Consider the following 24,374-nt stretch of genomic DNA (forward strand, 5'->3'; position numbering starts at 1 on the left):
GCCCTCGTATTGCTACGAGGGTTTTGTTTGGAATAACCCATTCTTTTTGGTAAGGATGGTCGAATTGAGAGCTCTCGGTTCCATAACCGTGAGTGGTGGGCGCAGCAGTTTCGGATGTAGGTCAGGGTGTGGAGCCAGGAAGCCAATACATCGAAGGGCAGATTGAATCTGCTAGCGATCGCTTTTTTGTCGACGCTTTTGCCTATGCGGCCTTTTCATTCGTACGCCACACTCAATGAAGTAGCAAGTCAGCTAAATAGCCGCCCTCGAAAAACACTAAACTACGAAACACCCGCTGAACGATTTAGCCAATCTGTTGCGTCGACCGGTTGAATCCATAGCCAGAAGCGGCCAACCGCACCTGCTTTACCATGCCGTCGACCAGATTATTTTTCCTGTCCGAACCAGACTGTTGCGGCCAAATCCATCCGCACTGTATCTGCTCCTGCCTATTTACTACTGGTTAGCATTACTCCTCACTCACGGACTTATGCTCTATGCCGGATACCACGAACCTTTACCTGTTCATTGTTGCCGCCTTGCTGTTGTTGATCGTTCCTGGCCCTAACATGGCTATCGTCAGCAGCCATGCGGTTGCTCATGGATGGCGTGCCGGCCTCGCTGCAGCACTGGGAATAACCCTGGCCGATGTGCTGATGACCGTCATGGTTAGCGCAGGCCTCGGTGTGTTGGTGATGAGTTGGGCGCCGGCGTTTGACTTGCTGCGCTGGGCCGGGGCTTGTTATCTGATGTTGCTGGCGTGGCAGGCATTGAAGACTTCTACTTCGGATACTGAATCTCAAGCCACACAGGCCTCGCTGAAGAAGATCTTTGTCCGAGCCACGCTCAACAGTTTGTTAAACCCCAAGGCGCTGTTGTTCTTCATGGTATTCCTACCGCAGTTCGTCACCGTAGGTACCAGTAGTGTCACCTCGCAATTAATGTTCTTGGGTTTGTTGCTTGCGCTGATCGCATTGATCTTCCATTCCCTGCTCGGATTTTGCGCCGGACAGCTGCATGTGCGCTTTCGCGAAGGCATGATCTCTAAACGCCTTGGTGCCTATAGCTTCGCTGCGGTGATGACAGCTCTGGCGGCACGGTTGCTTCTACTTGATCGACCATTTTAAAGGAGCGAGACATATCGGCTCGGCACAATTTTTCCTTGCTGATACGCGCTATCGAACACCGTGACCGAAACGATATGTCTGCTTATGGGACTTACTTCAGGTTGCCGCTTAGAAACTGCTTCAGGCGCTCGCTTTTGGGGTTGCCTAATACGTCCTCGGGCGCACCCTGTTCTTCGACCCGTCCCTGGTGCAGGAACAGCACCTGGTTCGACACTTTGCGCGCAAAGCTCATTTCGTGGGTCACCATGATCATGGTGCGGCCTTCTTCGGCCAGGCCCTGGATCACCTTGAGCACTTCGCCCACCAGTTCCGGGTCCAGGGCCGAAGTCGGCTCGTCGAACAGCATGATCTCCGGTTCCATGCTCAGGGCACGGGCAATGGCGACCCGTTGCTGCTGACCGCCCGAGAGAAACGCCGGGTATTGATCGGCAACCCGTGCCGGTAAACCGACCTTGTCCAGGTAGCGCCGGGCGCGATCCTCTGCGTCCTTCTTGCTGACGTCCAGCACTCGGCGCGGGGCCATGGTGATGTTGTCGAGCACGGTCATGTGGCTCCACAGGTTGAAGTGCTGGAACACCATCGCCAGGCGAGTGCGGATGCGTTGCAGTTCATTGGCGTCGGCCACGCGCATGCCGTGGTGGTCATGGACCATTTTAATCGGCTGGTTGTCCAGGCTCATGGCGCCGTCGTTGGGCGTTTCCAGAAAGTTGATGCAACGCAGAAAGGTGCTCTTGCCCGAACCACTGGCGCCAATCAGGCTGATCACATCGCCGGTCCTGGCGTTTAGTGAAACGCCCTTGAGGACTTCATGGTTGCCGTAACTTTTGTGCAGGTTTTCAACGGTCAGTTTGTACATGAACAAGCATCCTGAATTAGTGAGCCGGGCCGAGGAAGGACAACCAACGGCGTTCAGCCAGGCGGAACAGGCCGACCAGGGAGAAAGTGACTGCCAGGTAGATCAACGCGGCGATGCCGAACGACTGGAAGGTCAGGAAGGTCGCCGAGTTGGCGTCCCGCGCGACTTTCAGAATGTCCGGGATGGTCGCGGTGAAGGCCACGGTGGTCGAGTGCAGCATCAGAATCACTTCGTTGCTGTAATAAGGCAGCGAGCGACGCAGGGCGGACGGCATGATCACGTAGGTGTACAGCTTCCAGCCGGTCAGGCCGTAGGCCTTGGCCGCTTCGACTTCACCATGGGCCATGCTGCGAATCGCCCCGGCGAAGATCTCCGTGGTGTAGGCGCAGGTGTTCAGGGCGAACGCCAGGATGGTGCAGTTCATCGCATCGCGAAAGAACGCATCCAGCACTGGCTGAGCTCGTACCGCGGCCAGGCTGTATATCCCCGTGTAGCAAATCAGCAACTGGATATACAGCGGTGTGCCACGGAACAGGTAGGTGTAGAACTGCACCGGCCAGCGCACCCAGACATTGGTCGAGACCCGGGCTATAGACAGCGGGATCGACATCACGAAGCCGAAGAAGATCGAGGCACTGAGCAGCCAGAGGGTCATGGCCAGCCCGGTGATGTGAGTGCCGTCCTGGAACAGGAACGGTTTCCAGTATTCCTGCAGTAGCTCGATCATCGCACGGCCTCCCGGGTGCCTGCGGCGTAGAAGATTTCCATCCGGCGCAAGACGTAGTTCGAAACGGTGGTGATCACCAGATAGATCAAGGCGGCCAGTATCAGGAAGAAGAACAGCTGATAGGAGCTCTTGCCCGCGTCCTGGGCCACCTTGACCAGATCGGCCAGGCCAATGATCGACACCAGCGCGGTGGCCTTGAGGATCACCATCCAGTTATTACCGATGCCCGGCAGGGCAAAACGCATCATTTGCGGGAACACCACCAGGCGAAAGCGCTGGGCGCGGGTCAGGCCGTAGGCGGTAGCCGCTTCCATCTGCCCTCGTGGTACGGCAAGGATGGCGCCACGGAAGGTTTCGGTGAAATAAGCCCCGTAGATGAAACCCAGGGTAATGACCCCGGCGCTAAACGGGTTGATTTCGATATAGTCCCAGCCTAGTGCTTCGGTCAGGCTGGTCAGCCAGGTTTGCAGGCTGTAGAAAATCAGCAGCATCAGCACCAGGTCCGGCACCCCGCGGATCAGCGTGGTGTAGGCCTGCGCAGGGACGCGCAGCAGTGCCGATTTCGAAAGCTTGGCGCTGGCGCCGATCAGGCCCAGGCCAACGCTTACCAGCAAGCACAGAAAGGATAATTTGACAGTCATCCAGGAACCTTGCAGCAACAGCGGGCCAAAGCCCTTGAGGCTGAAGCCTGACAGCCCCAGGATCATCAACAGGTTTTCGAACATTGGGCAGCCCTACGTCAATCCAGAAAGCGCCCATCCGGAAATGGGCGCAGGGTCATTATTGGCCGCTGTAGAGATTCAGATCGCCAAAGTGCTTCTGCTGGACGGCCGCATAGGTGCCATTGTCGTGCAGTGCCTTGATGCCTTTGTTCAGCAAGGCCTGGAGCTCGGCGTTGCCTTTGGTGAGGCCCACGGCGGTTTTGGCTGGCAGCAGGGGGCTTTCGACCGGTTCGCTGATTTGGAAGTCGGCGCCTGGTGGCGACTTCAGGAAGCCCAGTTCGGCTTGCAGCATGTCCTGGATCGAGGCATCGAGGCGGCCGGAGATCAGGTCGGCGTACACCTGGTCCTGGTTGGCGTAGGCCTGCGTCTCTACCCCAGCCTTGTCCAGCACGGCCTTGGCGTAGGCTTCCTGGATGGTGCCTTGCTCGTAACCGACTTTCTTGCCCTTGAGGGAGGCCGGATCGGTGCCGACGGCCGCGCCTTTCTTGAATACCAGCGCGGTCGGGCCAGAGAACAGCTCGCTCGAGAAATCGATGACTTTCTCACGTGCCGGCGTGACGGTCATGGAAGAGATCACACCATCGAACTTGTTGGCCTTGAGGCCGGGAATCATGCCGTCGAAGTCGCTTTCAACCCACTTGCACTTGACCTTCAGCTCAGCGCAGATCGCGTTGCCCAGGTCGATATCGAAGCCCACCAGGCTGCCATCGGCGGCCTTGGATTCGAACGGCGCATAAGAGGGGTCAACGCCGAAGCGCAACTCCTTGTACTCCTTGGCCAGCGCGGAACCGGCAGCTACACACAAAGCCAACGCAGAAAGGGTCAGAAATTTTCTTTTCATTGTTTTTATTCCTAAGGACCAACATGAGCGCTTGTGACACATGAGTACTGTTATGGAACTCGTATGACACTATGGAAGAAGTAACACTCGACAGGTCGCGCTCCTGGTGAACAAGAAGGCAGAGCCCGCAGGGGAAAGTAGTCTAGAAGCAAGCGAGTGCGACGATAAGACGAAAAGTGCGTTGATTTAACGAATTAATGGTCATTATGACGAACAATACTGACTATGTGATGATTTGGCGTGCTGCCGCTGACCGAAAACTGCCCCAGGTGTTCAACTGTTCCCGTTCAACTTTTGAGCAGGGGCACACAGGGTGATTAGCATGAGGTAGCTTCCATTTTCGCGGACGCGAAAATCGCATCCTGGTACTGCCCAAGCCCTGACACTACGGAGCGACGTGCGGCTGATAATTCCGTCGACTCGCCCACCCATTTGCATTCCACCTGACCAGTTGGATGTGTCAGGTGCTTGAGGAGATGCGATGCAGGTACGGCTGGAAAATGATCCAACGATGATGAGGCGTCGCCGACAGACCGTTGAACATCCTTTTGGAACGCTCAAATACTGGATGGGAAGTACCCACTTCCTGACCAAAACCCTACCAAGGGTAAGTACTGAGATGAGCCTTCATGTACTCGCCTACAACCTCAAACGAATGATGAGCATCTTCGGCATCTCAGGACTGCTTGAAGCGATCAGGGCGTGAATCCAGCCGCTTGATCGTCCGTGATTGGTTGTTTGGGCTGCTGACGCGGCCAAAACAGCAACTACGAACGCCTATGTAGCTGACTAGGGTAATTCGCGCTTCCGTCTGCCAGTTTCGCAGGCAACGTCCGTAGCCCACAGTTTTCGATGTACTCAGTGCGTTTTCACACAGCCTGGGCCGGTTGCTGCCAATCGCGGTGGACTGCAATTTCCCATAGCGCCTCAATAAAGAGCTGCGCTGTGCAACTCCCCAATATTTTTGAGGCGGCTCAAGAACTTAGGAAGTGGCGGGCACGAAACGGGGAACGAACGGGGAAAATTGAAAGAGGTAGGAACCAGAAACGAAAAAGGCCCACCGTAAGGTGAGCCTAAGTCGTTATTCTATATGGTGCGGCACCAGGAGTCGAAGCCTGTAATAACTATCTGATTTTTATAGATTTTTTAATAACTTATACTTCAGTCTATCCCTAAAACTATCCTTTGGCAGTCGCCTGATGTTTGACATGCGCGGCATAAGACGGACTTTGAACATATGGCCGATAGATGACAGCGTACCCTTCTTAAATAACCGGACGGTTGCGTGGGGCAGCAGGCTGCCCCACGCTGAGCTTGGCGTAGGGAACTATCGGTCAAAAACTGCCTTGGATCGTGGTCTCATACCAAGCAAAACCTAATAACAACATTATCTGGGAAAAGGCCGCTCAAAAGCTATCTGATATATACTCCGATAATATCTTTAAAAATAACAGCCCCCTTAGCATCAGTTACTACAGCTTCCATGGTATGCAACCCGCGATACGCTGTCGAATCCGTATGGATCTGAGGGTCAGCCCTAAAGAAACTTGTCAAATAGTTGTTGTCTTTAATAACTGAGGTTTTTGTAATAGGGAAAGTCCCTCGCTGCCCTTTCAGCTGAGCTTCTGTACCATGATTTCGCTTCGTCAACTTCAGCTCGAGGGGGAAGTCTTGGCTAGCATGAACCGACTTATCAAATATAACTTTGAATTTAAGACTGAGGTTTTTGTTGAGCATTCTTGAAACCGACGGATACTCAACCAAAGTATTTCCATCTGCAATGAAGCACTTAAAAGATATGCCAGGGCATGACACCACCATCGAGTTTGGATGCGATTCTTTTAGCTCAGTTGCAAATGGAAGCAAATCTCTATACTTAGCATGATCCAGCTCTCTTACCTTGTATGTGTGAACCCGTCCTTCTCGATCCGTATATGACTTAGGGAGATTCGGCAGGGGGATAGTTTCTATCTCACCGTTTTTATTTTTTTGGGTGCGAGTTCTGATTTTTGTGTAATCCTCAGGAAGATCAATTTCTTCCATGATACTTCGACCAAGCATCGACTTGTTCTTGCCAGCGATACCTTGAAGCTTCGCCGCAACATCCACAAAGAAGGATGTTGGAGTTACTTCGTAAACTCCTCTAAATCCGTAAGACGCCCACAACACGTCATCGTGAGAGCCGTAGTCCAAGCCAATGCGAAAACCCAAATAATCTGCCTTGGGATTCTGAAAATATTTCTGCTCAAGAACAGGAATGATGGTTCCCGTCATCAAGGACTCAAGAACTGAAACGCAATTAATAGCATTAATTATGCTGTCGTCTTTATCCTGTGCTTTACCTCCAAAGAAGGCTAGCAAGGCGTCTCCCATAAACCGATGAACATGCCCGTCCATGGCTCGAACGGTTTCAGCTGCAGCTTTCAAAATCGTATTCTTGATAGCTACGACTTCATGAAGCTCATATATAAAAGTAAGTCTTGTTGAGTTTTTTATATCTAGAAAAAGCGAACAGATGTAATGATTCTCCTGGTCATCAGTTTCCGCGAGATGCACAAAGTCAGGATGAGTTCCAATTTTACTTTGGTTAACTCCATCCCTTCTAAACGAAGTGCGAATATCCTGCTGAATTGCTTCCTGATCAAAAACATCTGATGTCGCTAGTGACTTTTCAACATGTTCATTCAAACTTTCCATTGATGCGCGCCCTAGCGCAGCATCCATTGCGAAAGACTTCTTTTTATTGCTCTTCTTTATTTCCGAATCCAACATCCGGGCAAAAGATTCTCTTGAAATACTTCTCTTCAACACAGATCCCTCTACGAAAAAGCATTAATAACAAAAGCTACAAGAAATACTGAGACACACAAAAAATGAACACACAGAACAACGGATAATTTTTGTATGAGCCAAAATTTTCGATCGACAATTTTTGCCAAAGTAAATACTTGGCCACTCAAATCATTTAGATAGTCTTCATCAGAGACTTCAATTATTCGTTTAGCGTAACCATCAGAACCGCTTTTAGCGCCTGCTATATCGCCATAAAAAATTAGTGACTCTCCTCTGTTTTTTTCAGGGCTACTAAATGTCACAGGGAATATAGTAAAGCATGCCATTAGCATACAGGTAACAGCGGCAATCAAGCTAAAACAACCAAACAAGCCAATGCACACGATAATTTGAGTTGTATTTGCCACTTCCAGCTTACCAAGCAGAGCAAATATTAGTGCAATTACTGCCGCGCAGTAAGACATGATAATTGTACACTTGGTATTGGTCGTGCCAATGTAAACGTCTATCCGTTTGATTACCTCAAACTGATTTTTTATCTTTTGCTCTATAACCTTGCTCAAGTCATCACCTTGCTGCTTACAATCAGTCATGGATTTCCCTATGATATAACTGGGAGGTTAGGTCTAAGAGCAATAATACATAGCATACACCGAAGCTGTAGCGACGATAGCTCAGCGCTATCACCACGTCTAGCGATGGTCAATGGGTCTTCTTCTCTTGACTAATTCGCTGCTTTAGAGATTGAAAATCCATGACGTTTCTAAACGTCGAGCAAGCAGCCGGACAGTCAGCAAGTAGTAGTATCGCGTAGCGTCGCTGTGTTGACGCATGCGATGTTCGAGAAACCAAGCCAAATTTTTTCTTTGCCAAGCCCAAGGTGTTTCTCGCTGCCAGCGCTCTGCAATTGCAGCCTGGATGATCTGCGCCTGCCGCAAATGACGTTGCCGTGTAGCGTGGGACCCAGTCAGCACCCCTGCTAGAAACAACTCCATATCGAATGGCTTACTCATGCTCGCCCACCAATGTAGGCCGCGACCACGTCGATCCGACCGTGCCCCAGCTCATAGCTGATTTGTCTCCGGGCCTCATGATCAAGATTTCTATCTAGCTGAAAACATCGACCGCCGTTGAGAGGCGCGCGGTGTTGGGTGATTTGCTCATAGCGCTCACATGCGTACGCCGCTCGTAGCTCATGAAAGCCTTTGAGCTTGTGTGCGTGCAGGGTATCCCTCGCATGGCGGATGACTTGTTGCAGAAGTTTCACGTAGCTTTCATCAGGCGCAACCAGGTTGCGGCTACCGGAAGGCGACGCCTGCCGTGCAAACCCAAGTGCACCTCGAACATAGTCGTCCACCGTAATCCAGCGTGGCGCCGAGGCGCCGGCGCGGCCACCTTTGGCGCCATCCTGAATGTTAATTCTGCCCAGGTCGTCGGCCTCACGGCTAAGCCGTGGCAAGTCGGCTAGGATAGCCTCACGCAAGCGCATGCCGGTGGCTCGCGCCAACAGAACGATCGCTGCAGCCCGTCTCTGATCACAGGTGCAAAGCGCATCGACGATCTGCTTAACCTGTTCGCGGTCCTGCCCTTGCGGAACCGATTGGCGAACTCCGGTGCGTTGCATACCCAACGCCTTGCTCGGACTTGGCGACTTCACGTATTGATCACCGCGAAGCGCAGCCATGGTTGCGTTAACGCTGGATAGCCGATTTTGTGCGGTGCTGACGGCGAGGTCACCGCGTCCAACCACTTCGCGCAGATACGCCGCATAGTCTGCCAATACCTTCCGATCAATTTGCCGCGCATCATTGATACCGGGCCCCTGTTCGGAGCGGCACCACTTCACGAACGCCTGCCAGCGATCACAGTGCGCTTTGACCGTACCGTAATGACCGCCGCCGAACATATCTTTCAGTGCCTGCGGTCCTGCGTAACTCAGTTGTCTGCCGTAGCCGAAATTGCGGCCATCGCGTCTACCCACCAATGCCATGTCGGTCACCTCATCTGCCGTTCTCCGGTCCTCGCCCCACGTCATCCCGCCAAGAATGTTGAGTGTTATCAGGGATCAAGGCCCCTGCGACCTGTGAGGGTTGTCCACTAACGCGGGACTGGCGGCTCCTTACGACCGGGAGCTTGGGCATCTCATGATCTGGCCTCCTGAGCACTTCCGAAAAAGTGGGCGGGTGGAGGCTGCACTGGCTGACGAGACCAATGCCGCGAGATCCTGAGTCGAGTGAAGGTAGTGATGCGGTGACCGGGGCATGCCTGACTGTCAGTCAGGTGCAGTCCATTCCGTGGGCTGCGGCACCATCATCGGCATCGCTGATGCTGGTGACTTCGGTGTTTGTCACGCCGATTGTCACGAGAGGGAATGCCGCAAAGCCTTGTACGAGTTGGGCTGCAGCAGCGGTAGGAGCGCCCGTCTCTTTCCGGGAGAAAGAGACGGGCGCAGGTTGGCGCAAGGAAATGGCCAAGCGGATAGGTTGCTGCAGGGCAGCTATGAAAGGGGAGGAGTTGCCGCAGTGGGCACACTGGTAAAAGTAGGCATCCATCACATCGCTGTGACCGTGCGAGCCGCCGGACGCTAATCGCACTTTGGGAGAACCACCACCGTGTGGCGTAGCCTTAAAGGTTCTGACTACCTGGGTTGCTGTCAACGACAGCGCTGTGCCCGATCTTTTCTACGCCTGTGGATAATTTGGGTCAAGGTTCGATTTTTCGGGAGTTCTGCGGCTGTGGATGAAATTATCCACCGGTGGAAATCAGTGGTTTTCCACAGACAGTTGCATGGGCTTTAGATTTTTTAAGTGAGGTCCATCCAAGCAGGGCGGCTTTGCAGCCCCGCTTGGATGGACCCGCGTGGACAAGCGGATCATCGAGATTTCGAGAACGTACGCTTACTTTGCTGCGCCGCGATTGGCTTTTGGCCGTGTGACATTCGTGCAGAGTCGTGAGGAGTGACATCCTCCTGCTGATGGGTGACTGGGAATCGGCTCCACCAGTTCATGATCAGTCTCCGCTCGTCGAGTTGCGTGCGACTATGGAAGACTGAGTACAATCCCCGCACGTATGTCTTTTCTTCGACCTTTTGCAGCTACGTGAAGCCGGCTGATCATTTAGGAAGTCTTTGATGTCACTCAATCCCCACACCCTTGAAGACCTGCCCTCGCTGGTTGAATCTGTCGAGCTCGAATGCAAGCTCGCTCAGGGGCAGGATGGGAAGGGAGAGTTGCCTAAGGATTTCTGGTTAACCTACTCCGCTTTTGCTAACACTCAGGGTGGGGTAGTACTGCTTGGCGTGCGCGAGAAGGATGGGCAGTTCAGCGTCGCAGGCCTATCAAATATCGAGAAAGTACGTACTGACCTGTTCAATACCCTCAACAATCCGGCCAAGGTCAGTGTCAATCTGCTGACTGACCGGGAGGTGGTCGTCAGAGAGCTGGAGGGCAAGCAGGTACTTGAAGTGAAAATCCCGGCGGCTTCGCGTAAGCAGAAGCCGGTATTTCTCAATGGTCAGCCGCTAGGTAACACTTATCGTCGATTACATGAGGGTGATCGGCGTTGCTCTGAGGAAGATGTTCGCCGCATGTTCGCAGAGCAAGTGGAGGACTGTCGGGACGAGCGGATTTTGCCGAATTACGACTTCGCGGACATTGATCCGGACAGTCTGCGTATCTACCGCCAGATGCTTAGCGACATAAAACCAGGCCATCCAGCGCTGGAGCACCAAGGGATTGAGTTTCTCCGACAGATAGGAGGTTGGCGTAAGGACCGCACGAACGGAGTCGAAGGGCTGACTCTGGCAGGTTTACTCATGTTCGGACGCTGGCTTTCGATCCAAGAGAGTGTGCCGCATTACTTTGTGGACTATCAGGAGCGGCCGTACGCCAAAACAGAACTGCGTTGGGTGGATAGGCTCGTCCCTGATGGAACCTGGTCAGGAAATCTGTTTGATTTCTACCGGCGGGTTTATCGCAAGTTGGTTGAGGACTTAAAGGTACCGTTCGCTCTCAAAGGTGATCAGCGCCAGGATGACACACCGGTACATGAAGCTCTGCGCGAGGCTTTGGTTAATACCTTGGTCCATGCTGACTATACCGGGCGGGTTTCCGTGTTAGTCGTGAAGCGTCCTGACTTGTTTGGTTTTCGCAATCCTGGCGGCTTACGTTTACCCCTTGAGCAGGTGTTGCAAGGTGGTACCAGCGATTGCCGGAACAGGCTAATGCACCAAATGTTTCTTCTTATCGGCCTTGGCGAGCGTGGTGGTTCTGGGGTTCCAAAAATCTACAGCGGGTGGCGCAGCCAGCATTGGCGACCGCCAGCCCTTTATGAAAAGCCCGAGCCCGAGCAAACCCTTCTTGAGCTTCGCATGTTGGACTTGCTTCCAGAAGGGGTGGTGGAGCAGTTACGAGAGCGATTTGGGGTTCGTTTCGAGAGCTTGGAACATACTGCTAGGTTGATTTTGGCCACAGCCGCGATTGAGCGGGTGGTCAGCCATAATCGTCTCCTTGAGATTTGTGATACTCATGCTCATGACTTGAGCCAACTGCTTGCACGGTTGGTACGCGAGGGATTCCTTGTGCCCGACGGGCGCTCACGGGGCATGATTTATCACCTGCCGGGTGAGCAACTGCCTACGCCGGAGCAAGTGTTCGCAGGTCCGCTACAGAGCTCCGAACATTACGCCGGCAGCTCCGAACATAACGGGGCTAGCTCCGAACATAACGCAGGTAGCTCCGAACATAAGGTCGAGCTGGATATGCAGCGAAACGATGATGGCTGCTTGTTGAGCGATCATATTGACGCGCCGCTGATCGATGCTTTGGACAGGCTTGATGCAGGGTTTCGAGAAAAGCTCGAAATACTGGCTGAGGAGCCGCGCAATCGAGAGCGCATGCAAAAGGATCGTATGCAACAGGTGATTATCACCCTATGCAAGGAGCACTATCTGACGCTCAACGTTTTGGCTAATTTGGTAAAGCGCAGTCCAGATGCCCTCCGTCAGCAGTACTTGAATGGAATGGTGAAAAGCAGGCAGATTCAGTTGGCATTTCCGTCCAAGCCGACTCATGAAAGGCAGGCGTACAAAGCGTACATTAGTGGGCAGGACGAGGAGTAGGCTAACGGCCTACTCCCTCAAGCGGCTTTTCGCCTTGAGCCGCGTGACGTTCGTCCCGGTCTGGTTTGCAAATTCGTGCGGGGTGACATGCTCCTGCCGGTTGGCCTCCAGATACCGGCTCCACCAGTTCATGATCAGCCTGCGCTCCTCGATGAACTCGGCCTTGTGGATGTAAGCGGCACGGACGTTGTTGCGTTCCTTGTGGCTCATCTGCCTTTCGATGGCGGTCTCGGACCACAGTCCAGATTCAATCAGCGCACTACAGGCCATTGAGCGAAAGCCATGGCCGCAGATTTCGGTTTTGGTGTCGTAGCCCATCTTTCGAAGCGCGCTGTTTACCGTGTTTTCAGACATGGGTTTCCAGGGCTTGGCATCGCCTGCAAACACTAGGTCGAATTTGCCGGTGAGGACGTGGATCTGTTCAAGCAGAGCCACGGCTTGCGGCGATAAGGGTACAAGGTGGATGTCCCCGGCCATCTTCGTGCCCCTTGTTGAAAAGGGTACTCCGTCCAACGCGGGTCGAGTGTCCGGTATCTCCCAGGTGCCGCGCTTGAGGTCGAACTCGCTCCAGCGGGCGAAACGCAGCTCGCTGGATCGTACAAACACATGCAGCGACAGCATCACCGTCAGACGGGTAAGTGCCCGGCCTTTATAGGTGTCGATCCGCTCCTGCAGTTCCGGCAGTCGCGATAAGGGTAGAGCCGGGCGATGGACCACACGCGGGGCCTTGATCGAGCCTTCGAGGTCGTAAGCAGGGTTTATGGTGATAAGTCGGAGGCGTTTTGCCTCGCGCATGATGCTCTGCAGGTAATTTTGTACCCTTAAAGCAACGTCGATCGTTCCGCGCTTCTTGATCGCTTCCAAGGGCTGCATGAGGTCATGGGTGTCGAGGTCGACAATGGTGCGAGCGCCGATCAGCGGGAACACGTGGGTTTTGAGGCGGCTCATCACAGTCTTGGAGTGGCCTGGTGCCCACTTGGCCGACATTTCCGTGTGCCAGTCCAGGGCAACGCTTTCAAAGGTTCTGCCTTTGATCACGGCTTCCGCCTTGGCTTGGTGCTTGGTCTCTATGGGATCAATGCCATCCGCCAGCATTCGCTTGACGTCCAAGCGCTTGCGGCGAGCATCGGCGAGGCCAATGACGGGGTAGTTGCCGAACGAGGTCAGTCCTTCCCGTCCGTCAGGTTTGACGTAACGGAGCCGCCAGCCTTTGCGGCCATTGGGTTGGACTAGGAGATAGAGGCCATCGCCGTCGAAAAGCTTGTAGGCGCGGTCTGTAGGTTTTGCCAAGCGGCAAGCTGCGTCGGAGAGCGGAGCTGTGGTGCGCGACATAAGGGTACTCCCTTTTATCGAAGTGACCTTTATCCCAAACTCTACCCTTAAAACGGTTGGAATCCACCAGTTTCTGACGGAAACCGATGGAATGCCAAAACGAAAAAACCCGCCAGAAGGCGGGTTTTTCGGGGGTTCCAGAGATTTTGAAAGCCTTCTCTGGAACCTTGTATGGTGCCGGCACCAGGAATCGAACCCGGGACCTACTGATTACAAGTCAGTTGCTCTACCATCTGAGCTATACCGGCGTGTCAGGGCGACGATTATAGCGATTGGTTGGCTTCTGTAAACCCCTGAATTTTGACTATTTTTGCGCGGGCTTCAGGTCAGGCTCGCAGCAGGGTTTTCTTGAGTTTCTGGATGGCTTGCCAGGTTCGACTGTTTTGCATCGCGCGCAGCTGTGCTTCGGCCTGTTCGGCGCGTTGCAGGGCGGCGGCGAGTTGGTGTTCGGCGTCGCTGACGGGGTGGCTGAAGTTGTGGCCTTTGCAGAACTGGAACTCGTCCAGGTTGCACGGCGGGATGTCGAAGGCGGGTTTGAGGTTCAGGTGTTCTTCGGCGAGGTAGTAGGTGTTGATGCCGTCGAACAGGATGGAGTGGTAGCCGGCGTCGGTGACGAGTGTTTCCCAGGCCTGGTCGCGGGCCCAGGGGGTTTCGATAAGGATCACCCATGGCCGCCATTGGCTGAAGTCCATGCCGCGCAGGACGGTTTCTTCGTGGCCTTCGACATCGATTTTCAGGAAGTGAATGGCGCGGCCCTGGGCGTGTTCTTCGCAGATGGAGGCCAGGGTGCGGGACTTGATCGTTTGGTTGCGCACGTCCATGCCGGCGTCTCGGTGCAGTTTGGCCATGGCCGGGTCCAGGGTCGAGAGGCCGGTGCCGGCGATGCCGTAGAAGGTCAGTTCGTCAGCACTTTCCCCGGCCGCGCACTGCAGGTTGATGTCTTTGGGACGTTGCTGGCTCAGGGCTTCGAAATAGTTGGGCATCGGTTCGACGTTGATGCCGGTCCAGCCGTTGTCGTAGAACGCCTTGGTGACGGAGTCATGGGTGGGATCGTTTGCCCCGACGTCGATGTAGAAGCCGTTCTCGACGGTTTTGAGGGCGCGCCACAGGCGTATGTCTTCGAAATTCTGTGCGTAGGAAATGAACGTCACTGGCGCATCCTGTCGGAGGAATGTTCTTGTTCGTGGCCGCGCTGCCGGCGCCCTTGCGTGTGTGTATATCAAGAGTAATGAAAGGGTGCAATTTCCCCTGTCTGCGATCCGGGATTAGGCATTTATGTCGTTTTGATTAAATGCTTATGCACAATGCCATTGGCAGCGCACTGGGTTTAGGCCGAATTTGTGGATCCGTTCTCGTTTGTTCGCAAATACCTGTTTTTTCGATTTTTTATGCGGGTGTATAAAAAATGAACAGTGTGGATTTAGCCCTGAAACAGGCGTGGATATTGGATCCACGATTATTTCATCAACAGAGTTATCCACAGGTCGGATGTATTTAAGCGCGTTCGGCCAGGAGCAGGAAATTACGCGGCGTGAGCGGAGTTTCGCAGAAGGTGCCGACACGGACGCTGTAGCCCTGCTCAGTGAGGAAAAGTGCCCGGTCAAGGACCAGCCAAAGCTCCAGTGGGCGTCGGAAAAGTCCGCGTAGTAGTTCAAGGTTGCGCACTTCGGCCAGTCGCTGCCAACCGGCGGCTTCGAGGGCTGTCCAATCTTGCGGGCCGATTGTGGATAACTCTTTGAGAGTGGCCAGATGATTGCAGTAATCGGCGAAGGGTTTGTCCAGCCAGGCGCTGGGCAGGGAAGGGGTTGGCAGGTACTCGTCAATGCCGCGCAGTTGCCGTTGCAGCAAGTCGAAGCCCAGGCGCCGGGCCATGGAGGTGTCGCGTTGACGTCGCACGCGGGCACCGGCGGTAACGGTTTCGCTCATGGGCAACGCGAGGTCGTCGAGGGAAAGCTGTAAGCCGGAGCCTTTGGCGGCCGAGGAAATCGGCGAGTATTGGGCAAGACTGATCCGGTTGTAGCAACACGGCGCGATGGCGAGCTGTTTGCAGCCTGTGACGCTGGCGAGTTGAATCAGCCGCACATGCAAATCACCGCAGGCGTGAAGCGCGACGGGCGTGTGATACGCACCCAGTAAACAAGCTGCGTCTGCCGCGAGCACATCCTGTTCGATATGCAGCGCATGCAGGTGATGGCGCTGGCTGAGTGCCTGGCCGCTGGTTACCAGTGCCGGATCGTATTCCAGGCACGTCAGTTGTTGCCCCGGTTGCAGTAGGCGGCGGCCCAGATGTCCCTTACCCGAACACCAGTCCATCCAATGCTGCGGTGCTTCGGAAAACTGCAATCGGCTGGCGAAGGCTTCGATCTGTTGCCATTTGCGCCCCGGTACATCGACGTTCAACCGATGGCCCGCCGCTTCGAGTGTGCGAGCCGGCAACTCATCCACGGCACTCAAGGCAGCGGACATTGTTGCCAGGGAAGCAAAGGGCTCCGGTGCATTCAGAAGGGCAGGTTGGTTGTGAGCGTTTTCCGCGTCTTCCAGCGACCGCTTGCGTAGCCATGCGGCCAGCTCCGGGTAGGACGCTTCCCAGGGAAGATGCCGATGAGTGAACGGTCGGGGTTTCCACAGTGCCTGATGCTCTGTCAGAAAAGCATCCAGCGCGGTGAAGCGGGCGAGCAGGGCCTCGCCCGTCAACGCGCCGGTATCAACGCCCTTGGCAGGCATCGACGCGCAACCAGCGCTCCAGCAGCTTGAAGCCACGCACCAGCACGTAAGCCATTACCAGATAGAACATGCCCGCGGCGAAGAAGATCTCCACCGGCAGGTAAGTCCGGGCAATGATGGTGCGGGCCATGCCGGTCAATTCCAGCAGGGTCACGGTGCTGGCCAGGGCGCTGGCCTTGAGCATCAGGATCACTTCGTTGCTGTAGGCCGGCAGGCCGATGCGCGCGGCGCGCGGCAGGATGATGTAGAACAGCGCTTTGGGCCTGGACATGCCCAGCGCCCGCGCCGCCTCGATCTCGCCCGGTGGAATCGCCTGGATGGCGCCCCGCAGGATTTCCGCAATGTAGGCCGCGGTGTGCAGGGTCATGGTCGCCGTGGCGCACCAGAACGGATCGCGCAGGTACGGCCACATCGAACTGTTACGGATCGCGTCGAACTGCGCCAGGCCGTAGTAGACCAGGAACAGCTGAACCAGCAACGGCGTGCCACGGAAAAAGAAGATGTAGCCATAGGGAAATGCCCGCACCCACCACAGACGCGACGAGCGGGCGATGCCCAGTGGAATGGCCAGCAGCAAACCGGCGATCACGGCGATGGCCACCAGTTCCAGGGTCAGGGTTGCGCCCTGAGCCAGTTTCGGCAGCCACTTGATGATGACTTCCCAGTTCATTGGGTGCTCCTCGCGAAGCCGCGAGCGGCACGTTTTTCCAGGAAGTGCATGCCGGTCATCGCCAGCACCGTCAGGCTCAGGTACATGAACGCGGCCACCATATAGAAGGTGAACGGTTGCTTGGAGACGGTCACGCCGATTTGCGCATGACGCATGATTTCTTCCAGGCCGATCACCGACACCAGCGCGGTGTCCTTCATCAGGATCATGAACAGGTTGCCCAGGCCGGGCAGGGCAATGCGCCACATCTGCGGCATGATCAGCTTGGTGAAGATGCGCCATTTCGACAGGCCCAGGGCCACGCCGGCTTCACGATGGCCTTTGGGGATGGCGAGGATCGCACCGCGAAACACTTCCGTGGCGTAGGCGCCGAAGCACAGGCCCAGCGCAATCACGCCAGCGGCGAAGGCGTTGAGTTCAAGGTCGGGGTTGCCGAAGAACTCGCCCAGGGCACGCATCAGGTTGACCGTGCCGAAGTAGATCAACAGCACCCAGAGCAATTCCGGGATACCGCGAACCAGGGTCGAATAAGTGCCGCCAAGCCATTGCAGCGGCTTGTACGGGGAAGTCTTGGCCAAGGCGCCGAGCAGACCGAGTACCAGCCCCAGGCACAGGGCCGAGAGTGCCAGTTTCACAGTCATCAGCGCGCCAGCGGCGAGCGCCGGGCCGAATCCGTAGAGGTCGATAATCATGGATTTCTTTTCAAATCGCGGCAGGCAAGGCCGAGAACCGGCGCCATCAGGCGCCGGTCAGGCAGGTCAGTATCAATAGATGCTGAACGGGAAGTACTTGTCGTTGATCTTCTTGTAGGTGCCGTCAGCGACGATTTCTTTCAGCGCGGTGTTCAGCTTCTCGCGGATCGGGTCCTTCTTGCGCACGGCAATACCGATCTTGTCGCTCTCTTCAACTGGGTCACCCTTGAACTCGTAGCTACGGCCAGCGTCGCTTTTCAGCCATTCGTAGTTGACGTACTTGTCGGCCAGGATGCCGTCCAGGCGGCCGGAAGTCAGGTCGAGGTAGGCGTTTTCCTGGGTGTCGTAGAGCTTGATGGTGATGTCGTCACCATAGTTGTCTTCCAGGAAGGTGCCGGCCAGGGTCGCGCGCTGGGCGCCGATGATCTTGCCTTTGAGCGCGGCCTTGTCGGTTTTGAAGTCGATGTCTTTCTTGGCGATGAACTGCAGCTTGTTGGAGTAGTACGGGTCGGTGAAGTCCACCGCTTGCTTGCGCTCGTCGGTGATCGACATCGAGGAGATCAGGAAGTCGAACTTCTTGGCGTTCAGGGCCGGGATGATGCCGTCCCAGTCGGAGGTCACGACGGTGCACTCGACTTTCATCTTGGCGCACAGAGCGTCGCCGATCTCTTTGTCGAAGCCGACGACATTGCCACTGGCATCTTTATTGTTGAACGGCGGGTAAGCCGCTTCGATGCCCATCTTCAGGGTTTCGGCCATGGCACCGGCGCTGAACGCCAGGGTGACGGCGGCAGCCAGGAAGACCTTTTTGTAGTTCTGCATGTGGGTAGCTCCGTTAGCGGTTGCTGGACATGAATTGTTTGCAGCGCGCCGAAAGCGGGTTTTCGAACACCTGCTGTGGCGATCCTTGCTCTTCTACCAGGCCCTGGTGGAGGAACACCACTTCACTGGAGACCTGACGGGCGAAGCCCATTTCGTGGGTCACGAGCAGCATGGTGCGGCCTTCTTCGGCCAGCGCGCGGATGACATTAAGTACTTCCTGGACCATTTCCGGGTCAAGCGCCGAGGTGGGCTCGTCGAACAGGATGACCTTGGGCTGCATGGCCAGGGTGCGGGCGATGGCCGCGCGTTGTTGCTGGCCGCCGGACAACTGCGCCGGGTAGGCATGGCGCTTGTCGGCGATGCCGACCTTGGCCAGCAGGGCTTCGGCCACTTCGATGGCTTCGGCCTTGCTCTGGCCGAGCACGCGGCGCGGGGCTTCGATGATGTTGTCGAGCACACTCATGTGCGGCCACAGATTAAAGTTTTGAAATACAAAACCGATTTCGCTGCGCAGGCGATTGATCTGCTTGCCGTCGGCGGCCACCAGTTCACCGTTCTTCGCGGCCTTGAGCTTGAGTTCTTCGCCGGCGACCAGAATCTGGCCCTGGTGCGGGTTCTCCAGCAGGTTGATGCACCGCAGGAACGTGGACTTGCCGGAGCCGGAGGAACCCAGGATCGAGATCACATCGCCGTCGCGGGCGGTCAGCGAGATGCCTTTGAGCACCTCCAGCGAACCGTAGCGTTTGTGCAAGTTGCGGATTTCAAGCGCGGGCGTGGCCTCAGCCATGTGCGTTCCTCATATATGTTGCGCTCCTGCTGTTGGCGGCCTTCCTGGCGAGGCGGCCAACCTAGCATAGCGTTTCAATGGCAGCCAACAGCGCTAGGGACGGTAAACGGCTGGTGCGTGGCAGGTTGTCGCATCAGCGCAGCAGACTGTCGCCCCATCAACAACCGAACAGCCGTTTGAACCTTGCCTGTCGATAAAAAGCGCGGTGGCTGCCGCAAAAAAAGGCGCGATGTTGCCAGCTTTGACAGGGTGTTGGAAGCGCTATCCGGCCAAATGCACCGCTTGTGCACTTTTAATGTGCGCGGAGCCCTTTTCAGGTGTGTTTCCGGTGCGCTGATGTATCCGCAAAAGTGGGTCGCAGGGTAACGCTTTGGCAAAGTGCCATTAAATTCAAAGGGTTGCGATGACCGTCCGGTCGAGGCGAGATCGCCGGGCTAGAGGGTTTTGAAATATTTTGGCGCAATTATTGCGTGCAGAATCCAGAACGCCCTGTTGGCTTCTTTTTACGAGAAGGTCCGCCGAACGGGATGCACGCATTCGCTTCTCCTTACAAAGGTAGTTTTAATGAGCAGTACCCAAAGCTCTAATGGCCTCGAACAGGGGCTCAAACCGCGCCACGTGACCATGCTGTCGATTGCCGGGGTTATCGGCGCCGGCTTGTTCGTTGGCTCGGGTCACGCCATCGCCGCTGCAGGTCCGGCTGTTCTGTTGGCTTACGCCGCCGCCGGCATGTTGGTGGTGCTGGTGATGCGCATGCTCGGCGAAATGGCCGTTGCCTCGCCGGACACCGGTTCGTTTTCGACTTACGCCGACCGCGCGATCGGTCACTGGGCCGGCTTCACCATCGGCTGGTTGTACTGGTGGTTCTGGGTTCTGGTGATCCCGTTGGAAGCCAACGCTGCCGCGACCATCTTGCATGCCTGGTTCCCTGGCGTGGACATCTGGGCCTTCGCCCTGGTCATCACGATGCTGTTGACCGTGACCAACCTGTTCAGCGTGAAGAACTACGGTGAATTCGAGTTCTGGTTTGCCCTGATCAAAGTGTTGGCCATCATCGGTTTCATTGTTCTGGGCCTCATGGCGATCTTCGGCTTCCTGCCGGGCAGCCAGGTCAGCGGCGTTTCCCATCTGTTCGATACCCAGGGCTTCCTGCCAAACGGCATGGGCGCGGTGTTGGGTGCCATCCTGACCACCATGTTCTCCTTCATGGGCACCGAGATCGTGACCATCGCGGCCGCGGAATCGAAGAACCCTGGCAAGCAAATCTCCAAGGCCACCAACTCGGTTATCTGGCGGATCGGCTTGTTCTACCTCGTGTCGATCTTCATCGTCGTGGCTCTGGTGCCTTGGAACGACCCGGTACTGGCAAGCCTGGGCTCCTACCAGACTGTACTTGAGCGCATGGGCATCCCTAACGCCAAGATGATCGTCGACATCGTGGTGTTGGTCGCTGTGACCAGCTGCCTGAACTCGGCGCTCTACACCTCGTCGCGGATGTTGTTCTCCCTGGGCAAGCGCGGCGATGCGCCGGCCATGTCCACCCGCACCAACAAAAGTGGCACGCCATACTGGGCGGTGATGCTGTCCACTGGCGCAGCGTTCCTGGCAACATTCGCCAACTACGTGGCTCCGGCTGCGGTGTTCGAATTCCTGCTGGCCAGCTCCGGCGCCATCGCATTGCTGGTGTACCTGGTGATTGCAATTTCGCAACTGCGCATGCGCAAGCAGCGTATAGCGCGCGGGGAGAAAATTGCCTTCAGCATGTGGCTGTTCCCGGGCCTGACCTACGCGGTGATCGTCTTCATCGTCGCGGCCCTGACCATCATGCTGTTCCAGGAAGCCCATCGTGTGGAAATTCTCGCGACCGGCTTGCTCAGTGCTCTGGTGGTAGCGGCCGGCTTGCTGGTGGCTCGCCGTCGCAAACTGGAAAAGCGTGGCGCGGTAGTGCTGAACTGATCCATACCGCGTAACGCAAAACGGCCGCTGTCAGTGATGACAAGCGGCCGTTTTTGTTTGAGTCGTAACCCTTACTCGGCTTTTTCTTCCGGCGCTTCCAGCGACTCGCGGTAGACATCCAGTGCGTCACCGAAGTCAGCAATGAACTGCGGTTCGCTCAGCCACGCCTGGGCGGTCTCACGGTCCATGCCGTCGGCCCACATGCGGTAGTCGATCAGCATGTCGGCGGCCAGGTGGGTGGCGGCCATGCCTTCGTCGTCGGCGTTTTCCATGTCCAGCAGTTCTGGATGGTCGATGATGATAAAGGCCAGGTTCGTCAGCAGCACCGAGAGCATTTCGCTGCGGCTGACGGCTTCCGCGTCACGCATTTTGCTGAACATCGCCAGGGTGTATTCCGGGATCGGCTCGGCGAGGTGGCCAAGATCATCGTCCAGCGCGGCGGGTTTGCGGCCGTGGATATTGATCTGCTTGGCTTTGGCTTTTGCACGCTTGGCGCGTTTCTGTTGCTTGTTCAGGGAGGCCATGGGAACTCAGTTCGGTTTCTGTTGGGTTTGCGCGGCAATGGCGTCGGACGCCGCCACGTAGTCGGCCTGGAAGGCCGGTGATTCGATCCACGCCAGGGCGCCGGCTTCGTCGGTTTCAGTCGACCATTGGCGATATTCGATCAGAGCAGCGAGGATGAAGTCCATCGCGCCTTCCTCGCCTTCCTGCTCGTACACCAGCTCCAGCAACGGGTCTTCGAGGAAGGCCGTGCACAGGGCTTGCTGGCTGATCTTTTCGGCGTCGATCATTTTCTTGAACAGTTCGGTCAGGTCCACCGATTCGAAGTCGATGCGATCGTCGTTCGGGTCCAGTTCGACCGGCGCGGCAGCTCGCTGGGTGCGGTTCTGCTTGGCCTTGGTCTTGGCGCGGGGGGCGCGTTTTTGCTGCTTGTTGGCGGAGGCCATGGGTGTCGTTCCGTAATTCGTTGAAAGGGGCGGGTGGCTCAGCTGCGTGGCACCGTTCGCCCGGGTGTGCCGGGGACCAGTTCGCCGTTTTGCAACCAGGCCAATGCAATGGGCCATAGTGTGGCTTGGTATGCGCTGCGAAAAAAGGCGAAATGTCCGACTTCTTCTTCGCCGATGTCTTCAGGATGGATACGCAGGTGAGAGTTTGTGCTGCCGGTGAAGTAGCCGAGCAGGCGTTCGATGGCCGGGACCGTGCCGTAGGGATCGTCGCTGATGCTGATGGCCAGGGTTTGCGCGGTGACGTCGGCAAAGGGCAGCTGCCCGGCGGTTTTGCTGATTGTGCGGCCGCTGGAGCGTTTCTCGTAGCGGGCAGTGGAGAGGCTCCAGTCACGGACCACGCCGGCGGGTGTGTCTTCCAGCCAGCCAAGGCGCTTGCCCGGAAAGTAGCCGCACAGCATCGTCACCAGCGGCATCACCACATGCCACTTGCCGAACATTCGCCAGCGATGAGCGGGCGCATAGTCGCGCCAGTAGGCGAATTGCGCACCGACCGTCACCAGGCGCCGTATCAGGTGCCCGGACGCCCCCAGGCCCGCTGCACAGCCGCCAAAGCTGTGGCCGACCACATCGATAGGCTGTCTTGGGAACTCACGCTGTGCGCGCTTGAGCATCGCCTCGAAATCCAGCGCTCCCCAATCGGTCCACGAGGCTTGAAGACCCTTGAGCGATGCCGGCCGCGACTCGCCGATGCCGCGGTAGTCATAGGTGATGACATCGAAGCCGTGGGCGAACAGGTAGTCGGCGAAGCGCGAGTAGTGGCGACAACGGACCGAGGTGGCGGCATTGATGATCACGACCGGACGAGCGGTGTCCCGAGAAGGGTGTCGCCAGGTGAAGCCGCCGAGGATGAAACCATCCGAGGCGGTTTCCTTGAACGGTTTGCCGGGCGTGGTATCCGGCAGCGGCAACTCGTTGCGACTGGGGGCCAGCGGAGGCGTGTCCTGCAAATTCATCGGTGTCAGACCTTTGCGGGTAGCTGCCAACGATAGTCTTGATGCCGTTGATGAACAATCCATTCGCCTCAACGCATTTACTGATTGAGCAATCGTTCTTCAAGTGCCACCCGTTCCCGATCCAGCTCATTACGGAGTTCCTCCTCACTCGGTAGGACAAGCTTGTACTTGCTGGCGAACAGTTGCTCGTTTCCTTCGAGCACTGAATACCGCACCACGGATTCATCCTTTTGCGCACAGAGAATGATGCCGACCGTGGGGCCGTCTTCCACGCCGCGTTTCAGGTCGTCGTACATGCGTACGTACATGTCCATCTGCCCCAGATCCTGATGGGTCAGTTCACCGCGCTTGATATCGAAGATGACGAAGCACTTGAGCAAGTAGTTGTAGAACACCAGATCGATGTAGAAGTCTTTGCTGTCGGTACTGATGCGTTGCTGGCGGGCAATGAATGCGAAGCCCTTTCCCAGCTCCAGCAAGAAGCCCTGCAATTGTTCGATAAGCGCTTGTTCGATCTCGCTTTCCTGAAGCTTGCCGGCATTGGGTAAACCAAGAAACTCCAGTACTACCGGATCACGGACGAAATCCCGAGGGCTGGCCTTCATGTTTTGAATGTGGGTGGCGGCCTCCTGCTTGACGCTGCCGCGATCGCGGCTCGCCAGCAGGCGTTCGTAGTACAGCGTATTGATCTGGCGTTCCAGGGCGCGGCTTGACCAGTTTTGGGTGGCTGATTCGTTCATGTACCAGAGACGAGCGCTGTCGTTGTCGACCCGAAGCAGGTGGCGGTAGTGGGTCCAGCTCAATTCGTGACGCAGTGCGTCACGAATTGGAAAGGCTTGATAGAACAGACGCATGTACCGAAGGTTGGAAGCGTCAAATCCCTTTCCGAACTCCGCAGTTAGTGCTTTGGCCACCGTCGACGGTAACTCTTTGCCATACCTGACCCGTCGCGCGCCGTTCTGTTCGAACTCAACGATGTGCCGACCAGTTTGCCAACAGGTTTGCACTTGCACGGTGTCGGCTGCCCGAAGCACTTTCTGACGTGCCTGATGGATCAATTTGCCAAGGTTGCCAAGCAGTGATGCCAGATGTGGGTCGTGAGTGTCGTTGGGGGTGGGGGCCGTCATGAGGTCTTCCGCAGCAGGTTGAACAGTGAAAGAGAATGACAAGAGAGCCCCTTCGAAGATGCCGGGGGTTGCCGAGAAACAGGCAGGAAATACCGGGTTGTCCGGCAGGACAGGTCTGA

At 56.1% G+C, this 24,374-nt stretch carries 22 protein-coding genes, 1 tRNA gene and 2 pseudogenes; 4 read left to right on the forward strand and 21 right to left on the reverse strand.

From position 1 onward, the window contains the following. Positions 1–44: 44 nt before the first annotated feature. Positions 45–206, reverse strand: a pseudogene (locus tag PspS34_RS01275) (Abi family protein); the annotation flags it as partial. Between the two features lie 291 nt (positions 207–497). Between PspS34_RS01275 and PspS34_RS01285 the strand changes: the two are divergent. Beyond that, positions 498–1,127 (forward strand): LysE family translocator, encoded by a 630-nt coding sequence (locus PspS34_RS01285; RefSeq protein WP_057712435.1) that lies wholly within the window; start codon positions 498–500, stop codon positions 1,125–1,127. A gap of 91 nt (positions 1,128–1,218) precedes the next feature. On the opposite strand, the gene PspS34_RS01290 is transcribed toward PspS34_RS01285, so the two are convergent. From PspS34_RS01290 to PspS34_RS01305, 4 genes are read right to left on the reverse strand one after another with little or no spacing between them, the layout of a single operon-like run. Further along, entirely contained in the window at positions 1,219–1,983 is a 765-nt protein-coding gene (locus tag PspS34_RS01290) for an ATP-binding cassette domain-containing protein (protein WP_154861233.1), read from the reverse strand. A 16-nt stretch (positions 1,984–1,999) separates the two neighbouring features. Continuing rightward, positions 2,000–2,710: an ABC transporter permease gene (locus PspS34_RS01295; protein ID WP_057712433.1), complete on the reverse strand. Its 711-nt coding sequence runs from the start codon at positions 2,708–2,710 to the stop codon at positions 2,000–2,002. Then, positions 2,707–3,435, reverse strand: a complete 729-nt coding sequence (locus PspS34_RS01300; protein ID WP_057712432.1) for an ABC transporter permease — start codon at positions 3,433–3,435, stop codon at positions 2,707–2,709. The genes PspS34_RS01295 and PspS34_RS01300 overlap by 4 nt, the downstream gene beginning before the upstream one ends. A 55-nt stretch (positions 3,436–3,490) precedes the next feature. Next, positions 3,491–4,273 carry a transporter substrate-binding domain-containing protein gene (locus tag PspS34_RS01305; RefSeq protein ID WP_154861232.1) on the reverse strand — a complete coding sequence of 261 codons (783 nt, stop codon included), beginning with the start codon at positions 4,271–4,273 and terminating at the stop codon, positions 3,491–3,493. A 475-nt stretch (positions 4,274–4,748) separates the two neighbouring features. On the opposite strand from PspS34_RS01305, the pseudogene PspS34_RS01310 reads away from it, so the two are divergent. Further along, positions 4,749–4,979, forward strand: a pseudogene (locus PspS34_RS01310) (transposase); the annotation flags it as partial. A 707-nt stretch (positions 4,980–5,686) separates the two neighbouring features. Here PspS34_RS01310 and PspS34_RS01315 read toward each other — a convergent pair. From PspS34_RS01315 to PspS34_RS01330, 4 genes are all read right to left on the reverse strand, one after another. Beyond that, positions 5,687–7,084 (reverse strand): hypothetical protein, encoded by a 1,398-nt coding sequence (locus PspS34_RS01315; protein ID WP_159389496.1) that lies wholly within the window; start codon positions 7,082–7,084, stop codon positions 5,687–5,689. A gap of 8 nt (positions 7,085–7,092) precedes the next feature. Then, a complete protein-coding gene (locus PspS34_RS01320) occupies positions 7,093–7,659 on the reverse strand; it encodes a Pycsar system effector family protein (RefSeq protein ID WP_045180848.1) in 567 nt (188 codons plus the stop codon). A 144-nt stretch (positions 7,660–7,803) separates the two neighbouring features. Beyond that, a complete protein-coding gene (locus PspS34_RS01325; protein ID WP_081883312.1) occupies positions 7,804–8,079 on the reverse strand; it encodes a hypothetical protein in 276 nt (91 codons plus the stop codon). After that, complete coding sequence (locus PspS34_RS01330; protein ID WP_159389497.1) at positions 8,076–9,056, reverse strand: integrase domain-containing protein; 981 nt, start codon at positions 9,054–9,056, stop codon at positions 8,076–8,078. The genes PspS34_RS01325 and PspS34_RS01330 overlap by 4 nt, the downstream gene beginning before the upstream one ends. Positions 9,057–10,196: 1,140 nt before the next feature. Here PspS34_RS01330 and PspS34_RS01340 point away from each other — a divergent pair. Continuing rightward, positions 10,197–12,185, forward strand: a complete 1,989-nt coding sequence (locus PspS34_RS01340) for an RNA-binding domain-containing protein (protein ID WP_159389499.1) — start codon at positions 10,197–10,199, stop codon at positions 12,183–12,185. A gap of 9 nt (positions 12,186–12,194) precedes the next feature. Here PspS34_RS01340 and PspS34_RS01345 read toward each other — a convergent pair whose 3' ends face one another. The 8 genes from PspS34_RS01345 to PspS34_RS01380 all read right to left on the reverse strand — a co-directional run bounded on the left by PspS34_RS01345 (position 12,195) and on the right by PspS34_RS01380 (position 19,212). After that, the gene (locus PspS34_RS01345; protein WP_159389500.1) at positions 12,195–13,517 is read right to left on the reverse strand and encodes an integrase arm-type DNA-binding domain-containing protein; all 1,323 of its coding nucleotides are present in this window, start codon (positions 13,515–13,517) and stop codon (positions 12,195–12,197) included. A 172-nt stretch (positions 13,518–13,689) separates the two neighbouring features. Then, positions 13,690–13,765: transfer RNA gene (locus PspS34_RS01350), tRNA-Thr, on the reverse strand. A gap of 78 nt (positions 13,766–13,843) precedes the next feature. Next, entirely contained in the window at positions 13,844–14,668 is an 825-nt protein-coding gene (locus PspS34_RS01355; RefSeq protein WP_154861229.1) for an FkbM family methyltransferase, read from the reverse strand. A gap of 343 nt (positions 14,669–15,011) precedes the next feature. Then, the gene (locus tag PspS34_RS01360) at positions 15,012–16,241 is read right to left on the reverse strand and encodes a methyltransferase (RefSeq protein WP_154861228.1); all 1,230 of its coding nucleotides are present in this window, start codon (positions 16,239–16,241) and stop codon (positions 15,012–15,014) included. Beyond that, on the reverse strand, positions 16,222–16,911 hold the full coding sequence (locus PspS34_RS01365; protein WP_008046525.1) for an ABC transporter permease: 690 nt from the start codon (positions 16,909–16,911) through the stop codon (positions 16,222–16,224). Before PspS34_RS01365 ends, PspS34_RS01360 begins: the two co-directional genes overlap by 20 nt. Then, positions 16,908–17,603, reverse strand: a complete 696-nt coding sequence (locus PspS34_RS01370; RefSeq protein WP_057712425.1) for an ABC transporter permease — start codon at positions 17,601–17,603, stop codon at positions 16,908–16,910. The genes PspS34_RS01365 and PspS34_RS01370 overlap by 4 nt, the downstream gene beginning before the upstream one ends. A gap of 72 nt (positions 17,604–17,675) precedes the next feature. Then, on the reverse strand, positions 17,676–18,425 hold the full coding sequence (locus PspS34_RS01375) for an ABC transporter substrate-binding protein (protein WP_015093061.1): 750 nt from the start codon (positions 18,423–18,425) through the stop codon (positions 17,676–17,678). Positions 18,426–18,438: 13 nt separating this feature from the next. After that, on the reverse strand, positions 18,439–19,212 hold the full coding sequence (locus PspS34_RS01380; RefSeq protein ID WP_007972784.1) for an ABC transporter ATP-binding protein: 774 nt from the start codon (positions 19,210–19,212) through the stop codon (positions 18,439–18,441). A 564-nt stretch (positions 19,213–19,776) separates the two neighbouring features. Here PspS34_RS01380 and gabP point away from each other — a divergent pair. Next, a complete protein-coding gene (gene gabP, locus PspS34_RS01385; RefSeq protein ID WP_057712424.1) occupies positions 19,777–21,168 on the forward strand; it encodes a GABA permease in 1,392 nt (463 codons plus the stop codon). A 71-nt stretch (positions 21,169–21,239) separates the two neighbouring features. Here gabP and PspS34_RS01390 read toward each other — a convergent pair whose 3' ends face one another. The 4 genes from PspS34_RS01390 to PspS34_RS01405 all read right to left on the reverse strand — a co-directional run bounded on the left by PspS34_RS01390 (position 21,240) and on the right by PspS34_RS01405 (position 24,255). Further along, complete coding sequence (locus tag PspS34_RS01390; RefSeq protein WP_057712423.1) at positions 21,240–21,692, reverse strand: hypothetical protein; 453 nt, start codon at positions 21,690–21,692, stop codon at positions 21,240–21,242. A gap of 6 nt (positions 21,693–21,698) precedes the next feature. After that, entirely contained in the window at positions 21,699–22,115 is a 417-nt protein-coding gene (locus tag PspS34_RS01395) for a hypothetical protein (protein WP_154861227.1), read from the reverse strand. Between the two features lie 38 nt (positions 22,116–22,153). Further along, positions 22,154–23,128, reverse strand: coding sequence for an alpha/beta fold hydrolase (locus tag PspS34_RS01400; RefSeq protein ID WP_154861226.1), 975 nt, complete (start codon positions 23,126–23,128; stop codon positions 22,154–22,156). A gap of 77 nt (positions 23,129–23,205) precedes the next feature. After that, positions 23,206–24,255: a PDDEXK nuclease domain-containing protein gene (locus PspS34_RS01405; RefSeq protein ID WP_154861225.1), complete on the reverse strand. Its 1,050-nt coding sequence runs from the start codon at positions 24,253–24,255 to the stop codon at positions 23,206–23,208. Between the last annotated feature and the right edge of the window lie 119 nt (positions 24,256–24,374).

The organism is Pseudomonas sp. S34 (assembly GCF_009866745.1).
Taxonomy (GTDB): Bacteria; Pseudomonadota; Gammaproteobacteria; order Pseudomonadales; family Pseudomonadaceae; genus Aquipseudomonas; species Aquipseudomonas jessenii.

Coding starts and splice junctions, on each gene's coding strand:
- PspS34_RS01285 (WP_057712435.1), top strand. CDS start 498: ATGCCGGATACCACGAACCTTTACCTGTTCATTGTTGCCGCCTTGCTG.
- PspS34_RS01290 (WP_154861233.1), bottom strand. CDS start 1,983: ATGTACAAACTGACCGTTGAAAACCTGCACAAAAGTTACGGCAACCAT.
- PspS34_RS01295 (WP_057712433.1), bottom strand. CDS start 2,710: ATGATCGAGCTACTGCAGGAATACTGGAAACCGTTCCTGTTCCAGGAC.
- PspS34_RS01300 (WP_057712432.1), bottom strand. CDS start 3,435: ATGTTCGAAAACCTGTTGATGATCCTGGGGCTGTCAGGCTTCAGCCTC.
- PspS34_RS01305 (WP_154861232.1), bottom strand. CDS start 4,273: ATGAAAAGAAAATTTCTGACCCTTTCTGCGTTGGCTTTGTGTGTAGCT.
- PspS34_RS01320 (WP_045180848.1), bottom strand. CDS start 7,659: ATGACTGATTGTAAGCAGCAAGGTGATGACTTGAGCAAGGTTATAGAG.
- PspS34_RS01325 (WP_081883312.1), bottom strand. CDS start 8,079: ATGAGTAAGCCATTCGATATGGAGTTGTTTCTAGCAGGGGTGCTGACT.
- PspS34_RS01330 (WP_159389497.1), bottom strand. CDS start 9,056: ATGGCATTGGTGGGTAGACGCGATGGCCGCAATTTCGGCTACGGCAGA.
- PspS34_RS01340 (WP_159389499.1), top strand. CDS start 10,197: ATGTCACTCAATCCCCACACCCTTGAAGACCTGCCCTCGCTGGTTGAA.
- PspS34_RS01345 (WP_159389500.1), bottom strand. CDS start 13,517: ATGTCGCGCACCACAGCTCCGCTCTCCGACGCAGCTTGCCGCTTGGCA.
- PspS34_RS01360 (WP_154861228.1), bottom strand. CDS start 16,241: ATGCCTGCCAAGGGCGTTGATACCGGCGCGTTGACGGGCGAGGCCCTG.
- PspS34_RS01365 (WP_008046525.1), bottom strand. CDS start 16,911: ATGAACTGGGAAGTCATCATCAAGTGGCTGCCGAAACTGGCTCAGGGC.
- PspS34_RS01370 (WP_057712425.1), bottom strand. CDS start 17,603: ATGATTATCGACCTCTACGGATTCGGCCCGGCGCTCGCCGCTGGCGCG.
- PspS34_RS01375 (WP_015093061.1), bottom strand. CDS start 18,425: ATGCAGAACTACAAAAAGGTCTTCCTGGCTGCCGCCGTCACCCTGGCG.
- PspS34_RS01380 (WP_007972784.1), bottom strand. CDS start 19,212: ATGGCTGAGGCCACGCCCGCGCTTGAAATCCGCAACTTGCACAAACGC.
- gabP (WP_057712424.1), top strand. CDS start 19,777: ATGAGCAGTACCCAAAGCTCTAATGGCCTCGAACAGGGGCTCAAACCG.
- PspS34_RS01390 (WP_057712423.1), bottom strand. CDS start 21,692: ATGGCCTCCCTGAACAAGCAACAGAAACGCGCCAAGCGTGCAAAAGCC.
- PspS34_RS01395 (WP_154861227.1), bottom strand. CDS start 22,115: ATGGCCTCCGCCAACAAGCAGCAAAAACGCGCCCCCCGCGCCAAGACC.
- PspS34_RS01400 (WP_154861226.1), bottom strand. CDS start 23,128: ATGAATTTGCAGGACACGCCTCCGCTGGCCCCCAGTCGCAACGAGTTG.
- PspS34_RS01405 (WP_154861225.1), bottom strand. CDS start 24,255: ATGACGGCCCCCACCCCCAACGACACTCACGACCCACATCTGGCATCA.